10 protein-coding genes and 3 pseudogenes are annotated in these 14,414 nt (G+C 67.1%); 10 read left to right on the plus strand and 3 right to left on the minus strand.

Annotation, left to right across the window (positions count from 1 at the left end; genetic code table 11):
* A pseudogene (locus tag ABZ565_RS33465) lies at positions 1–170 on the minus strand (IS5/IS1182 family transposase); the annotation flags it as partial.
* A 193-nt stretch (positions 171–363) separates the two neighbouring features.
* Between ABZ565_RS33465 and ABZ565_RS33470 the strand changes: the two are divergent.
* Both ABZ565_RS33470 and ABZ565_RS33475 read left to right on the plus strand, forming a co-directional pair.
* Positions 364–1,830: pseudogene (locus ABZ565_RS33470) on the plus strand (NF041680 family putative transposase).
* Between the two features lie 129 nt (positions 1,831–1,959).
* The gene (locus ABZ565_RS33475) at positions 1,960–2,289 is read left to right on the plus strand and encodes a hypothetical protein (protein ID WP_361035516.1); all 330 of its coding nucleotides are present in this window, start codon (positions 1,960–1,962) and stop codon (positions 2,287–2,289) included.
* A gap of 169 nt (positions 2,290–2,458) precedes the next feature.
* Here the strand turns inward: ABZ565_RS33475 and ABZ565_RS33480 are convergent.
* Together ABZ565_RS33480 and ABZ565_RS33485 are read right to left on the minus strand one after the other, a co-directional pair.
* Positions 2,459–3,545 (minus strand): annotated as a pseudogene (locus ABZ565_RS33480) (IS630 family transposase).
* 40 nt (positions 3,546–3,585) lie between these two features.
* Positions 3,586–4,152 (minus strand): TetR/AcrR family transcriptional regulator, encoded by a 567-nt coding sequence (locus ABZ565_RS33485; protein WP_361035519.1) that lies wholly within the window; start codon positions 4,150–4,152, stop codon positions 3,586–3,588.
* A 207-nt stretch (positions 4,153–4,359) separates the two neighbouring features.
* On the opposite strand from ABZ565_RS33485, the gene ABZ565_RS33490 reads away from it, so the two are divergent.
* The 8 genes from ABZ565_RS33490 (at position 4,360) to ABZ565_RS33525 (ending at position 13,896) form a co-directional block, all read left to right on the plus strand.
* Positions 4,360–5,787: an MFS transporter gene (locus tag ABZ565_RS33490; RefSeq protein WP_361035522.1), complete on the plus strand. Its 1,428-nt coding sequence runs from the start codon at positions 4,360–4,362 to the stop codon at positions 5,785–5,787.
* A 139-nt stretch (positions 5,788–5,926) separates the two neighbouring features.
* Positions 5,927–6,511: a dihydrofolate reductase family protein gene (locus ABZ565_RS33495; protein WP_361035525.1), complete on the plus strand. Its 585-nt coding sequence runs from the start codon at positions 5,927–5,929 to the stop codon at positions 6,509–6,511.
* A gap of 721 nt (positions 6,512–7,232) precedes the next feature.
* Positions 7,233–8,813 carry an FAD-dependent monooxygenase gene (locus ABZ565_RS33500; protein ID WP_361035527.1) on the plus strand — a complete coding sequence of 527 codons (1,581 nt, stop codon included), beginning with the start codon at positions 7,233–7,235 and terminating at the stop codon, positions 8,811–8,813.
* Between the two features lie 11 nt (positions 8,814–8,824).
* Complete coding sequence (locus tag ABZ565_RS33505) at positions 8,825–9,475, plus strand: CatB-related O-acetyltransferase (RefSeq protein WP_361035530.1); 651 nt, start codon at positions 8,825–8,827, stop codon at positions 9,473–9,475.
* A gap of 38 nt (positions 9,476–9,513) precedes the next feature.
* Positions 9,514–10,791, plus strand: a complete 1,278-nt coding sequence (locus tag ABZ565_RS33510) for an erythromycin esterase family protein (RefSeq protein ID WP_361035533.1) — start codon at positions 9,514–9,516, stop codon at positions 10,789–10,791.
* A 572-nt stretch (positions 10,792–11,363) separates the two neighbouring features.
* Positions 11,364–12,323 carry a GNAT family N-acetyltransferase gene (locus ABZ565_RS33515; protein WP_361035536.1) on the plus strand — a complete coding sequence of 320 codons (960 nt, stop codon included), beginning with the start codon at positions 11,364–11,366 and terminating at the stop codon, positions 12,321–12,323.
* Between the two features lie 82 nt (positions 12,324–12,405).
* Positions 12,406–12,627 carry a hypothetical protein gene (locus ABZ565_RS33520; protein ID WP_361035539.1) on the plus strand — a complete coding sequence of 74 codons (222 nt, stop codon included), beginning with the start codon at positions 12,406–12,408 and terminating at the stop codon, positions 12,625–12,627.
* Positions 12,628–13,356: 729 nt separating this feature from the next.
* Positions 13,357–13,896: a hypothetical protein gene (locus ABZ565_RS33525; protein ID WP_361035542.1), complete on the plus strand. Its 540-nt coding sequence runs from the start codon at positions 13,357–13,359 to the stop codon at positions 13,894–13,896.
* The last annotated feature ends 518 nt before the right edge of the window (positions 13,897–14,414 follow it).

Consider the following 14,414-nt stretch of genomic DNA (forward strand, 5'->3'; position numbering starts at 1 on the left):
GCCACCAGCAGCACCCGGTCCTCCAAGGGCAGCGACCACGGCCGGCCCTTGCGGACCGGATCGGCTCCCTCACGCCGCAGCGCGGTGATCAACTTACTGAACTGCCGAGGGCTCAGCCCAGTGAACGGACCTATCCAGGAGGGCTCCGACGCCGTGATCACACCAGTCACGGCAAGATCATCTCACCCCTGACCAGCAGTTACGGGACAACCTGCAAGCTTGTTGTTTATGGTCCGGCATCGAACGCGGCCCGAACTTGATCGGAAATTTCGCAGTTCAGCGGACGTGAAGGCGGCCTTCGTCTGATCCTGTGTTCCGTCACAGAGGTATAGGGATAGCGCGAAGGCCGTGGTCGTGAGCTCGGTGCATCGAGGCGTCCTGCGGGATGCGTTTGCGGAAGTGTCACGCTTCCGGTCGGAGTTGTACGCCTGCATGACCGCGCGGGGTGATGCGTTGTTCGAGTTATGCGACGCGCTGTTGTGCACGGACGGACCGGTTCGGACGCTGGTCGATCTCGCGCTCGCGCCCGAACACCGTCGTGGTCACGGGGCTCTTTATGGCGGGCTCAATCAAGGGCAGATCGACATCGGCCGACTGCGTCGAGCTTTGGCCGGGACGCTGCTGCCCAGGGCGGCAGACGGTCGGCTGGTGCTGGCCGTGGACGTCTCACCGTGGCTCCGGCCCGACGCCAATACCTGCGCTGACCGGGCCTTCTGCCATACATTCGGCCGGGGTGAAGGCAAGCACCAGATGGTGCCTGGCTGGCCGTACTCGGTGGTGGCCGCGTTGGAGACCGGCCGCACGTCCTGGACGGCGGTGCTGGACGCGGTCCGCCTGGAGCCAGGCGCCGACGTCGCCGCAGTGACCGCGGTACAGATCCGCGAGGTCGTCGAACGGCTCGTCACCGCCGGTCAGTGGCAGCCAGGTGACCCAGAGGTCCTAATCGTGCTGGACGCCGGATACGACGCCCCTCGCATCGCCCATCTGCTGGCGGGGCTGCCCGTTGAGATCCTCGGCCGGCTCCGGTCCGACCGTGTGATGCGGCGGTCGACACCAGCGAGGGTCTATGACCCCAAGGGCGGTCGGCCGCCCAAGCACGGCGGCGAGTTCGTCTTCGGCGACCCCAGCACCTGAGGCACCAGCCAGGCAGTGACGACCACGGACACCCGGCTCTATGGGAAGGCAACAGCGCAAGCGTGGGACCGGCTGCATCCACGGCTCACCCGGCGGGCGGCTTGGCTCGTCCACGACGGGCCGCTGCCCATCATCGAGGGCACCGTCGTCCGCCTGGTCGTGGAGAAGCTCCCCAGCGGCGGGGTGAACAAGCCGGTCTGGCTGTGGTGGTCGGGCACCGGCGCCACTGAGGCGGACGTTGACCGCTGCTGGCAGTCCTTCCTCCGCCGCTTCGACATCGAGCACACGTTTCGCCTGTTCAAGCAGACGCTCGGCTGGACCAGGCCCCGACTTCGCAGCTCGGAAGCGGCCGACCGGTGGACCTGGCTCGTGATCGCCGCCTATGCCCAGTTCCGGCTGGCCCGTCCACTGGCCACCGACCTCCGAAGGCCGTGGGAGAAACCAGCCGAGCCGAACAAACTCACACCAGCCCGCGTCCGCAGGGGGTTCAGAAACCTGCACGCGAAGACCGGCTCACCAGCCGGTGCACCGAAACCGTCCCGGCCCGGGCCCGGTCGGCCACCGGGTTCGAAGAACCGCCACCCCGCCACCCGTCACGACGTGGGCAGAGTCCTCGCCACCGGCGAGGCATACAGCCGCCCCGCCCACCACAAGGCCGGCACCAAACCCCGTCGCGGATCTGTCGCTGAGAGTTGACAGTTGTTGTCGGTGAGTGCGGACATCGTCTGTGGTTGGGTGGAGGGGTGTCGCTGAGATTTGAGCGGCGGTGCGGGCTTGCAGTGGAGGGGGCCGCGATGCCGTCGCAGTCCAGGATCGAGGGGGACCATGACCAGACGTTGGTACACACCACTCGGCATCAATCTACTACTGGGCATACCAGCCATCGTGCCCATGCTGATGCTCTGGTTTCTGCTGTCGAACTGGCCGCTCGCCGACATGGGGCTGACGACAAGAATTCCGAACAACGAGCATGACGACAGTCCGAATGCGGCACTTCTCTTCTTCGGCCCCACGATCGCTGCGAGCGTCGTCCTCTGGTGGATCGCCAACCGTCCTCTCGCCCGCCGAACTCAACTCACCGCACCCCGCTACTGGCTCCTCTCCTTCACGGGCATTCTCATCCCAACCGCCGTCGCCATCACAGTTTGGCCCTAACGCATCCGTTGCTGCTGCCAGCAGTCATCTGCAGAGCCAGGTGGGGTTAAACAACAAGCTAAGGGGTTGCGGTGAAGCAGAACCGCGCGGGCTTAACGACTAAAGGCTGTCCCGTAACTACTGTTGCCGCTCGGTAGAGTTCGATATGGGGTGATTAGTCGAGGTCACACTAGTGATCTGAGTCAGACATTCGTCGGCAGTAGGCGGCGACTTTGTCGAGGATCTCGTCGGCTGTCTTCGTCCGGACAAAGGGTCTGGGGTTCTTGTTCCAGTCGGCGAGCCAGGCCCGGATGTCGCGTTCGAGGGCCTGAACCGAGCGGTGGACACCGCGCTTGAGCTTCTTCTGCGTGCGCTCGGCGAACCACTGCTCGACCAGGTTCAGCCAGGACGCGCTGGTCGGCGTGAAGTGCAGGTGGAAGCGCGGGTGCGCCAGCAGCCAGCGCTGGATGTCGGGCGTCTTGTGGGTCGCGTAGTTGTCCAGGATCAGGTGGGCTTCGAGATTGTCGGGGACTTCTTTGTCGAGCTTGGTCAGCAACTTCTTGAACTCCGCTGCCCGGTGCCGGCGGTGCAGGGAGCCGATGACCTTGCCGGTGGCGACCTCGAGGGCGGCGAAGAGGGTGGTCGTGCCAGCGCGGACTCGTGGCTGCGGCGTTCGGGAACACCTGGCACCATTGGCAGGACCGGCTGGGACCGGTCCAGGGCCTGGAACTGCGACTTCTCGTCCACGCAAAGCAAGAGTGCCCGCTCCGGCGGATCCAGGTAGAGGCCCACGACGTCGCGGACCTTGTCGATAAGAACGGGTCCGTGGACAGCTTGAACGTCTGGGACCAGTGCGGCGCGAGCGCGAACGCCCGCTAGATCCGGGAGATTGCCGACTGCGACATCCCGGTAGCGGCTGCCATTGATCTGGTCGACCAGTGGGTGGCGTTCTACGGCCTCTCCTCGAGTGTCTTGACGATGACCCGCTCGACGTCGGCGTCACTGATCTTCCTCGGGGCACCCGGCCGCGGTTCGTCGGACAGGCTCTCCAGGTCCCGTTCGATGAACCGCCGCCGCCAGGTGCGGACCGTGTCCGCGGCAACATTCAGCCGGCGGGACACCTCCAGGACCGGGTGCCCCTCGGCGCACTCCAGCACGATCCTCCAGCGCTGAGCCAGAGCCTGGGCCGTCGTGCGACGACGCACCCAACCCTCCAGCACGGCCCGCTGGGCATCAGTCACCGACAACGGCGGAATCTTCGGACCCGGACGACTCATGAACAACCAACGACGAACCTATGACTCAGGCCACTAGAGGTCACAGCAGTCGGTTGACCAGCTTGTCGATGTAGTCCGGGGTGAGCGGGCTCACGTCGAACAGGACGCGGATATACATCGGGGCCAGGATGTGGTCCAGCACGTCGAGAACGTCGGGTGCTTGCTCGCCGCGTTCGCCCGCGCGATCAAGCATGGCCTGCAGCTGCCGGGTGCGTTCGGCGCGGAGGGCGTCCGCAGCCCGCAGGCCCGGCTGACCGTCGTGCGACAGGGCGACGGCGAGGCGTACGAGCAGCAGGCCGTCGGGTCCGGTGATCTCGCGGGCCACCTGGGCTGCGTAGGTGCGCAGGTCACCGGTCAGGCTCCCGGTATCGGGCATGGGCGACTGCGCGTTGAGGCGGGTGAGCGCCACCTCGCTGAGCAGGGTCTCCAGATCGCCCCACCGGCGGTAGATGCTGCTGTCGGCCACCCCTGCGCGGACCGCGACCTCGCCGATGCTGAAATTTCCGTAGCCGCACTCGTTGATCAGGTCGGTCACGGCCTGGTGCACCTGCGCGCCGACGCGGGCGCTGCGCCCGCCGGGCCGCCGGACTCGCTGTTGCTCGCTCATACCCGCCATCTTAACGCAGTCGTTACTTGCGTTTGCTGTCGACCCTCCCTACAGTCGTCTAATGCAGTCAAAGACTGCGTTAGTGTGCTCGGCTGCATCGCCACCGCGAAGAAGCGGCAGGCCGCAGCGACTGGGCGCAAGAACCAACGAAGGGGAACCCGCGTGACTTCATCGCATGTGGCCGCAAGCGGTCGATCGAACCGAGGCGTGCTGCTCACGGTGACCTGCCTGGGTCAGTTCATGGTCCTGCTGGACAACACGATCGTCGGAGCGGCACTGCCCGACATGCAGCACCGGCTGCACACTCAGCTGACCGGTCTGCAGTGGATCGTCGACGCGTACGTGCTGCTGCTCGCGATGCTCCTGCTGTCCGGCGGCATCTTCGGCGACCGGTTCGGCCGCAAGCGGGTGTACCTGAGCGGGGTCGTGGTGTTCACCGCCGCGTCGGCGCTGTGCAGCCTCGCGCCCTCGGCCGGTTGGCTGATCGCCGGCCGAGCGCTGCAGGGCATCGGGGCCGCGGCGCTGGCGCCCGCGTCGCTGGCCCTGCTCACCGCTGCGTACCCGGTGCCGGGGGAGCGCGTCAGAGCGATCGGGCTGTGGGCCGGGTTCAGCGGAATCGGCCTGGCCGCGGGCCCCGTCGCTGGCGGAGTGCTGACCGACGCCTTCGGCTGGCCCGCTATTTTCCTGGTCAACCTGCCCATCGGGGCGATCCTTCTGCTGGCCGGACTGCGTCACCTGGGTGAGTCCCGCAATCCGAACGCCCCCGCGATCGACGTCCCGGGCACCGTGCTGTCCGTCCTGGCTGTGGGAATGCTGACCTACGGGCTGATCGAGGGCGGTGCCCGTGGCTGGACCTCGCCGGTCATCCTGGGCAGCTTCACCGCCGCGGCGACCCTCCTCGCCGGCTTTCTCGCCGTCGAAGCGCGTCGCCCCGCGCCGATGATGCCGCTGCGGCTGTTCCGCCAACGGCTGTTCACTGTGTCCAACGCCGCCATGGTCGTGGTGGGGTTCGCCCTGACGGGCTCGTCGTTCTTCTTCTCCCAGTACTTCGTCTACGTTCAGGGCAGCTCGATCCTGCGCGCCGGACTCCAGACACTGCCGATGTCCCTCGCGATGGTGGTCGTCAGCCCGATCGCGGGCCGGCTCGCCGCCCGCTACGGCTTCCGCGTCGTGGTCACCGTCGGCCTGGCCCTGGCAGGCGTGGGGCTACTGGCGCTCGGCATGGTGCACGCCCACAGCGGTTACGCGAATGTGTGGTGGCGCCTGGCCCTGGTCGGCACGGGCTTCGCCCTGACCCTGTCCCCTCTGACGGGAGCCGCAATCCAAGCGGTCAGCCCGCAGGAAAGCGGCCTGGCTTCGGGAATCAGCAGCACCACCCGCCAGATCGGCGCGGTGCTCGGTGTGGCAGTGCTCGGAGCCGTCGTCCGCAGCCGCCAGTCCGGCGGTGCCTCGTTGGAGGCCGGCCTCAACAGCGCCTTCACCGCGGCCGGCGCCATCACCGTGGGCGCCGCCGTGCTCACCGGCCTGTGGCTGACGAAGTCGCAGCCTGCGGAAGGCTCGACGGCGCCGCACCGTTCCACCGAGCCAGATGCGGTGGTCAACACCTCGAACAGGGCGTCCGCGAAAAGCTTTTGACGGCAACGCCGACCGCGAACGGCAGACATCCGCCGGGTGATCCTCGCCCCGCACCTGTCTGAGCGGCGGCGGGTCAGACGTGATGACCCGCGCAGCCGCGTGGGCCCTGCACCACTTACGAAACCGAAGGAACAACCGCATGCGTACTCTGACCTACCTCGTGGCAGCCACCCTGGACGGCCATATCGCCGAATCCGGCGGCGCCGATCCCACCGGCACGCTTTTCGACGTCGGCCAGGACTACCTGGATTACGCCATCGCCAACTACCCCGAAACGCTGCCCACCGGCGCCCGCCAGGCCTTCGGCGTCACCGATCCCGGCACCCGCTTCGACACCGTGCTGGAGGGTCGCCGCTCCTACCAGCTCGGCCTCGACGCCGGCATCACCAACGCCTACGCGCACCTGCGGCACCTGGTGTTCTCCCGGACCCTCGCCGACAGCCCCGACCCAGGTGTAGAAGTGGTCGCCGACGACCCCGCCGCAACGGTGCGCAAGCTCAAAGCCGAGCCTGGCCGCGGCCTCTGGCTCGTCGGAGGCGCCGCATTGGCAGGCGAACTGTTCGAGGAGATCGACGAGATCGTCGTCAAGGTCAACCCCGTCGCCTCCGGTACCGGCATTCCGCTGTTCACCGGCCGGAACCAGACCTCGCGCCGCCGCTTCGCCGTACGCGACCACACCGTCCTGGCCGGCGGAGTGGTGATCCTCACCTACATCTCCAACTGAATCAACTGCTACGGCTTTCGCCGACCGGCCGCTCCCGGTAGCGCACCGGGGTGCCCCGGGCCGGGGGGCGTCAGGTGGCCAGGGCGGTCAGCGGGAGGGGCCAGGGAAATCCTCGGGCAGGGCGTGCATGAGTTCAAGCGGCCGTGACTCGAGCCCTCGCTCCTGGCCCCCGGCACCTCTTGACGGCTCTGAGGCGGTGCCCTCCTGGGGCCTTCACCGCAGCGTTCGCCTTGACGGAAAGCTCCTCGGGCAGAGGCAGGGTGATCATCACATGTACGCAGACGCTTGCCCGTTGATCGCTCCGCGGCAAGTGGTGGCAGATCACCTCAGCCGCCCCCATCCTGTCTTTCCTCCCCGACTGCGCACACCGATCTCACCGGCTGCAGGCCGGCTTGGGCGCCCTGGTGCTCGTCCGGCTGTCCAGGGCCAGTTAACGCAGTCATCGCTTGCGTTTGTTGGTGGTGCGCTCTACTGTCCTCTTAACGCGGTCAATGGCTGCGTTAACTGCTCGGGTGTATGTCGTCGTGTGTAGGCCGTGGCCGGGCGCGGCCACACGACGCGAAGGGAATCCCGGATGCGGTCTACCTCGAACACGGCAACGGCGAAGAGGTATTGACATCACAACCCCACCTACATCACAACCCCACCCAACCGGACTCGGTCCGGGCGAGGCCCCGAGAGGGCACGGCACGAGTCGTATTCCTCGTGGAAGGACGGACGCATGGACGCTGATGTGATCATCGTGGGCGCGGGGCCCACAGGCCTGATGCTGGCCGGTGAGCTGCGGCGTGCCGGCGCCGATGCTCTCCTGCTGGAACGACAGCAGCAGCTGCGCGAGACACCACGGGCCAATGGCCTGGGCGGGCAGATCCTGGAACTGTTGCGCTACCGGGGCATGCTGACCCGCCTCGAAGCAGCCGGCACGGACCCCCGCCCTGCCCCCCGGTTTCCTTTCGGGGGCGTGCACCTGGATCTCAGCGACCTGGCTGATCCGCCGATGCGCGCCGTCCAGATTCCGCAGCCACGGCTCGAGCGTCTGCTGGAGGAATGCGCTGCGGACCTGGGCGCCCGGATCCGCCGGGGTCACGAAGTGGCCGCTGTCAGGCAGGACCCGGACGGCGTGAGCGCGGAAGTTCGTTGCGCGGACGGCTCTTACCAGGTGAGGGCCAAGTACCTGGTGGCGTGTGACGGCGCACGCAGCGCTGTGCGCGAGATGGCGGGCATCGCCTTCCGCGGGAGCACCAGCCCTGAAGTCAACCGGCTGAGCCAGGTCACGCTGGCCGATGAAGCCGCAAGGCGGGACGACGGGGACCTCGACGTCCCGGGGCTGGGCAGATTGCGCCAGGGATTCACGCGAACCGACCGAGGCGCGTTCGGGTTCGGATGGCTCACTTCCCAAGTAATGCTGATATCCACCACCGAGGACGAGAAGGACAGCACCTACCAGGACGACAAACCGATGACGCTGGACGAGCTGCACGACAGCATCCGCCGCGTTCTTGGTGTACGTCTGCCCCTGGGCGAACCGCTTCGCCTGTCGCGTTACCAGTTCCAGGACCGGCAGGCCGACCGCTACCGCGAAGGGCGCGTCCTACTGGCAGGTGACGCGGCCCACCAGTTCCCTGCCACAGGAGTCGCGCTCAACGCCGGCATGAACGACGCGGCGAACCTCGCGTGGAAACTGGCCGCCGAGGTCCATGGCTGGGCACCGCCCAACCTCTTGGACACTTATCACAGCGAACGCCACGCAGCAGCGCAGCGGACACTGCTGCACACACGAGCCCAGATGGCTCTGCGACGGGGACACGACGCTGCCGCGCAAGCACTCCGTGACGTCTTCCAGGAAGTGCTCAGCGATGAAGCCCCATTGCGACGTATCGGAGCCCTGGTCGCAGGAGCTGACATCCGTTACCCACAGCCCGACGGCGCGAAGCACGCTCTGAATGGTGCCTTCGCACCCGATCTGACCCTGGAAACCGCACACGGCACGACCAGCGTTGCGCAACTCATGCGCTCCGCCCGGCCTCTGTTTCTCGATCTCGCGGACCGCCCGGACCTGCGCGAAACCGCCGAGCGATGGGCACACCGCATCGACATACACACGGCGGACAACGCCGTCCGGCCGGCCGACGCCATCCTGATTCGCCCCGACGGCCACATCGCCTGGGCCGCACCCGTCGGCGAGTCCTCCGCTCCCCTTCTCCCCGCACTTGGCGGGACGCTCCGAGCCTGGTTCGGACCTCCCCAAAGCGAGCCGGCCCCTCCGGCCCCCAGCAGTCAACCGCTCGCGCACACACGATGAGGACACCCGTCATGCCTGCTCCCGCAGACCCCACCGTGCTCCACCCGATGCCTGAACAGCCGCGAGTGGTGCTCCTCAAGCCCCTGGTCACGTCACCGCTGATCGATGTCGGAGAGTACTCGTACTACGACGACCCCGACGACGCCACAGCCTTCGAGACACGCAACGTGCTCTACCACTACGGCCCGGAAAGACTGAGCATCGGTAAGTTCTGCGCACTCGGCACCGGCGTCCGTTTCATCATGAACGGCGCCAACCACCGCATGGACGGGCCCTCGACCTTCCCGTTCCCCACCATGGGCGGCGCCTGGAGGGAACACTTCGACCTGCTGACGGGTCTACCCAACCGCGGGGACACCGTCGTCGGCCACGACGTCTGGTTCGGCCACAGCACAACCATCATGCCCGGCATCCGCATCGGACACGGCGCCATCATCGCCGCCGGCTCCGTCGTTACGAGGGACGTACCCGACTACGGCATCGTCGGAGGGAACCCGGCATGCCTTGTACGAACCCGCTACAGCGACCACGACATCGACAGGCTCCTCGCGCTGGCGTGGTGGGACTGGCCCCCCGAGCACATCAGCGCACACGTGCGCACCTTGATGTCCGGCAGTGTCGAACAACTGCAGGAAGTGGCACCTGCTCGTCCCCACCACTGACCAACCCGCGCGCCGCCGATACAAGGGAGCAGTGCTCAATGACGACCACCCCTGACCGCATACCGTTCGCCGACTGGCTCCACAGCCACGCCACTTCGCTCCTCCATCTCGACCCGGAAGCTCCCCTGGACGACCTCGAGCCTCTGCGCGGCATGCTCGACGGCGCACGCGTCGTCGCCCTTGGCGAGCATTCCCACTTCATCAACGAGTTCGCAGCGATGCGGCAGCGACTTCTGCGGTTTCTCGTCGAACGCTGCGGTTTCACGGTCCTGGCCTTCGAGTACGGCTTCTGCGAGGCGATGCCGCTCGACAGCTGGACGCAGGGCCGAGGCGCGGACGACGACTTGTTCGCTCTCCTGTCCACCTCGGTCCCCATCGGACTGGAGCAGCCAGCGCGCTATATCCGCCATCACAACCGCACCACTGCTAAGCCGGTCCGCTTCGCAGGAGTCGACATTCCGGCGGCAGGTGGGTCACTGCTTCCCGCTCTGGCCCCAGTTGCCGATTATCTAGGCCGAGTCGACCCCGAAAGCCTGGCCATGCTCCAGACGGCCACCTCGATCGCCGCTTCCTTCGCTGGGGACTCCGCGGCCGTGGCTGCCCCCGCATGGGCCCGTCTGGGCACCACCGAACAGGACAGGCTCAGTGCGCTCCTGGCACGCCTGCTCATTCGTTTTCGCTCTCTGAAACCTCTGTACCTGTCCCGCCAAGGCCGGCTCGGCTACGACACGGCCCTGCGATGCCTTGAGGCCGCCTGCCACGGTGACTACACCTTCCGTGCCATGGCCGGCCTCTTCGCCGGCGAGGGTCTCACGGCTGACACCTCTGCCCGTGATCTCTACATGGCGGACTCACTGCTGTGGCACCTGGAACGGCTCGAACCCACAGCTCGCGTTGTGCTGATGGCCCACAACGCCCACATCCAGAAGACCCCGATCATCTTCGACGGCCACCTCACCGGGCTCCCCATGGGCCAGCACCTGCACCAGGCTCTTGGGGACTCGTACGTCGCTCTCGGCCTGACCAGCGTCACCGGTCACACCGCCGACATGCGCCGCGATGAGAAAGCCCGCTTCGGATTCACCGTCCATGACACGCCTCTGGGTCCACCCCCGGCGGAAAGTATCGAGGCTGCCTTCGCCGACTCCGGACTCGGTCTCGCCGTCGCTGATCTGAGGCAGGCCCGAACAGAGCACGCTGCCGGCCCCAACCGGATCCGGATGCAGAACATTCACCAGCAGGTCGAGGTCATCGACGCGTTCGACGCCATCCTCAGCACACCCACCTCCAGCACCACCAAACTGGAAAATCCGTGACCGGCAGGCTCACCCCGGCTGGTTGTCACTCACCGGGATCCGCAGCAGTGCACAGCCCTCCGGGGCGAACGCCCGGAACCCGGTCCTCGACCGGGCGAGCCAAACGGATCTCCCGGGCAGCAGTCATACGACCTACTTGATCAGGATCTGGCTGAGGCCGTGCTTCGGGGGTGACCCGTCGACCCCTGCCCTGAGTGACGGGACGTCGCTTGGGCCGAACCCGATCAACGGGTAGCGCGTGACTATCACCCGATCGTTCCGTTTACAGAACGTTCTGTTTATGGAACACTGCTCCCGTCCCGACAACGAATCACTCGCGCAGCTGGAGCGGTCTGGCACGGGCCTGACTGCCCTATGGGCGAACGGCTGCGCCTTCTGCGCCAGGCAACGACCACCGCCGATCGGCCCTGGCACGCTGCGGCACAGAATGCCGGGCGCGCCCCGCCCCCGGGCGCAGGGGCCTGACGGGGCCAGGTCAGGCGAGGGCAGGAGCCGCCAGACCTGCCGGTACCACTGGATGGCGCTTCGACGCAGGACCGACCACCTCACCCAAAGACAGGACGCCCCCGTACATGCTTATCCGCATAGCACGCGCCGACGAACTACCCGCCCTCGTCCAGCACTCCGATCAGCCAGAGCACAACGACGGGAGAGCCGCCTACCTCACCGACCTATTGACCAAGCGATGCACCCGGCCGGAGTGGTGCCTGGTCGCGGAAGACGAGGCCGGCCGGCTCACCGCGGCCACCGCGCTCTGGACCCTCCCCGGCAGAGAGATCCCGATGGCCCTGGTTCTCCTTGAGGCGCCGTGGGGCGAACCCGGCCTCGTCACCGGTCGGGCACTGCTGGCCAAGGCTGTCGCTCTGGCCGGCTCGCTCGGTGCAACGGAACTGGAGCACGTTACCGACTCGCCGACGCAGGCGCCGCAGTACCAGGCCCAGCCGGAACGGCGGGCCGAGCTTCTTCGTCTGGCGGGCTTCGAGCGGGCTCGTGACGGTCGCCGCTTCCGCCGTCGCTCCGGGGCGGAACACGCCACGCATGACAGCCGACTGACCTGGCGTTCCCTGCCCGGTCTGGGCCGTGAGCCCTTCATCTCCCTCCTTGCCGAGGCGCTGCCGACCAGCGCCGACGCCCAACTCGCCGCCAGGGTCGCCAAGCATGGCGCCCGGCGTGCCGCGGAGAGCCTCTTCGCGGACATGGAGGAGTTCTCGTACGAGCCCTCGTGGTGGGAAATCGGCTACGCCACCGACGGCACACCGGCAGCCCTCAGCCTCCCCGCCCGCAACCCATCGACCGCTGTGATCGGCCTGGTGGCGGTATCTCCCGCCTGCCGTGGCAACGGCTATGCGACGGCGGTGGTAGCGCGTGGAACGCGTCTTCTGGTCGAAGCGGGCGCCGAGGAGATCCGCGGCGACTGCGACGCGGCCAATACCGCCATGATCATGGCTTTCGAACGTGCAGGTTACGAGAACTTCGCCGCCCGCCAGGAGTTCACCCGCCGGTTGCGAGCGACGGCCCCTCCCGCCCCCTGAAACGAACCCCGGGCAGGAGAGGTGGGACGGACACCGCAAGCTCGGCCGGCGCCGAACCGGCCAACCGGTTCAGGATCCGGCGTTGATCGACGAGACTTCTGCGGGTTTCGACGCGCTCTACGAGCAGGGCGAGGACTACAGCAACAGTCGGGCCCGCGAGCGCGGTATCGGCCGACCTGAACCGCAGGGCGAGCAGCACGCCGACTGCGAACGTGGCGGCCGCGATGCCGGCGACCAGGAGGGCCAGGAGCAAGCGGAGGCGGGGCGTAAGTCTGGGCGATGGTTCTCGGGCTGGCGTGCCTGAGTGTGGGCGGCGGCGTATGGCTGGGTGACGTATGGCTTCTTCCAGCGGTGAGAGGGTGGTGAGGATCTCGGCGGGGCCAAGGATCACCGGGGGACGGCCACAGCCACTTCCTCGCTCTGGCCGTCACATGTCACGTACAACGTGCCCGGCACCGGCATGCCCGCAGCGCCCAACATCGTGAACTCCACGGCCTCGCTGGGAGCCAAGCTCTCGCCTCTGACACGTGGAAGATGTAGGACTGATCCCCTTCTCTGGGGATCAGGCTGATCCCGGTCGCGCGCGCCCCGTCCCGGTGTTGCGCAGGTAGTAAGCGTTTCCGGATACACGCTCGATGGCGAAGGTGGGACGGGGGCGGTTCGCCTCCGCCTCAGTGAGTCGACGCTCGGCAGCTTCCGCCCGCTGATCCAATAGGGCCTGCTCAGCCACGCGCCGTGACAGCCGAGCCTCCTCGACCGAAGCGACTGCGGCGTCAGCCGCCTTCACAGATGCGTCCGCCGACCGCTTCCCGTCACTTGCCGCCCGCCAGCTGACGATGAGTGCCGCGCCCGCGAACACGATTGCCGCGCAGGCACCAATGTTTGCCCATGGCCACGCCAAGACGGCACGGCCCGCTTCTCCCCAATTCATGGCGGGAGATTACGGGCAAAGGTCAGGTGGCGTCCCACTGATGAAAACACCGGATCTACGGTTCCTGACACGTGCAGTGCTCCGCTACCCGACACTCATGTCATGGACGCAGGACTTGCCGCAGTCATCGCAGCGGCAGCAGGAGCAGGCGGAGCAGCCCTAGCCGCATTCGGGACCAGCTTCGCCACGTTGCGGCAGACCAAGATGGAGCGAGATAGCGCACATCGACTCTGGCTTCGCAACCACCAACAGCAGGCCTTCGAGGAACTGCTGCTCGCGGTGCGTCGCCTGAAGGATCTTCTCCCGGGCCCAACCACCGGGGCCAGTCTCCCCAGGCGCACTGATGGGTCTGCAGACCTAGTGCCTTACTTCGAGGAATACGAGATTCGGTCGGCGGCAGTGGCCGCGGCTGTCACCCGCGTCTCGCTTCTCGCTGACCTTGACACAGGCTCCTCGGCCTTCATCTTGGGAACGGCCATGAGCATTCTAGGCCGTGCAGCGCTGAGGGACATTGCCGCGGGAAACGGGGGAGCGACGACTGCCGCACCAACCGAGGAAGCACTGACTCAGCTCTGGGAAGCAGCACACAGCGCGAGCACTGACTTCGCGCTGAAGGCGCAGCAGACGCTGCAGAAGAATTGATCAGCCCGCGGTCCACTAGGCGCGGCAACCCAGCCTCCCCGCCGATCGTGGAGGCTGTCCTGGCAGCTCTCCCATATGGAGGTGCAGTTTTCGCCCTTGTCGCGCTAGTTACGGTGCTCCGGTGCTTGGCGTTTCGCTACGGACACCGACGGCGCGGGATGAGGCGCAGGATGCACCTCAGCGGGTTCGACAGTTAGTGCCGCGCCCTATGCCGCCCACTCTGCACGGACGTCCGGTCCGGCAGCCCTTCATCATGCTGCCGTCCGATGGTGGCCTTTTCTTCCCGCGCGATGTACGCACACGCCCAGCTGAGGCCCGCAGCGCCAGAACCGGTCCAAGCTACACGGGGCGCTGTCCCCACCCCTGGCCGGCCGACCATCTCAGCCGTCGCGGAGAAGCACAGCATCGCGGTGGTGGTCAGCGGTCGCGGCCTCCGAAAGCCCCTTCCAGGATCGCCTCGGTCGACGCGGTCCGCGTGCGGATAGCGGTCGCATACTTGATCATCTGGTCGTACTGCT

Source organism: Streptomyces sp. NPDC016469 (genome assembly GCF_040632905.1).
Lineage (GTDB): Bacteria > Actinomycetota > Actinomycetes > Streptomycetales > Streptomycetaceae > Streptomyces.

Excerpts from the sequence above, each read along its gene's own strand:
- ABZ565_RS33475 (WP_361035516.1), top strand. The coding sequence starts at position 1,960 with ATGACCAGACGTTGGTACACACCACTCGGCATCAATCTACTACTGGGC.
- ABZ565_RS33485 (WP_361035519.1), bottom strand. The coding sequence starts at position 4,152 with ATGAGCGAGCAACAGCGAGTCCGGCGGCCCGGCGGGCGCAGCGCCCGC.
- ABZ565_RS33495 (WP_361035525.1), top strand. The coding sequence starts at position 5,927 with ATGCGTACTCTGACCTACCTCGTGGCAGCCACCCTGGACGGCCATATC.
- ABZ565_RS33500 (WP_361035527.1), top strand. The coding sequence starts at position 7,233 with ATGGACGCTGATGTGATCATCGTGGGCGCGGGGCCCACAGGCCTGATG.
- ABZ565_RS33505 (WP_361035530.1), top strand. The coding sequence starts at position 8,825 with ATGCCTGCTCCCGCAGACCCCACCGTGCTCCACCCGATGCCTGAACAG.
- ABZ565_RS33510 (WP_361035533.1), top strand. The coding sequence starts at position 9,514 with ATGACGACCACCCCTGACCGCATACCGTTCGCCGACTGGCTCCACAGC.
- ABZ565_RS33515 (WP_361035536.1), top strand. The coding sequence starts at position 11,364 with ATGCTTATCCGCATAGCACGCGCCGACGAACTACCCGCCCTCGTCCAG.
- ABZ565_RS33525 (WP_361035542.1), top strand. The coding sequence starts at position 13,357 with ATGGACGCAGGACTTGCCGCAGTCATCGCAGCGGCAGCAGGAGCAGGC.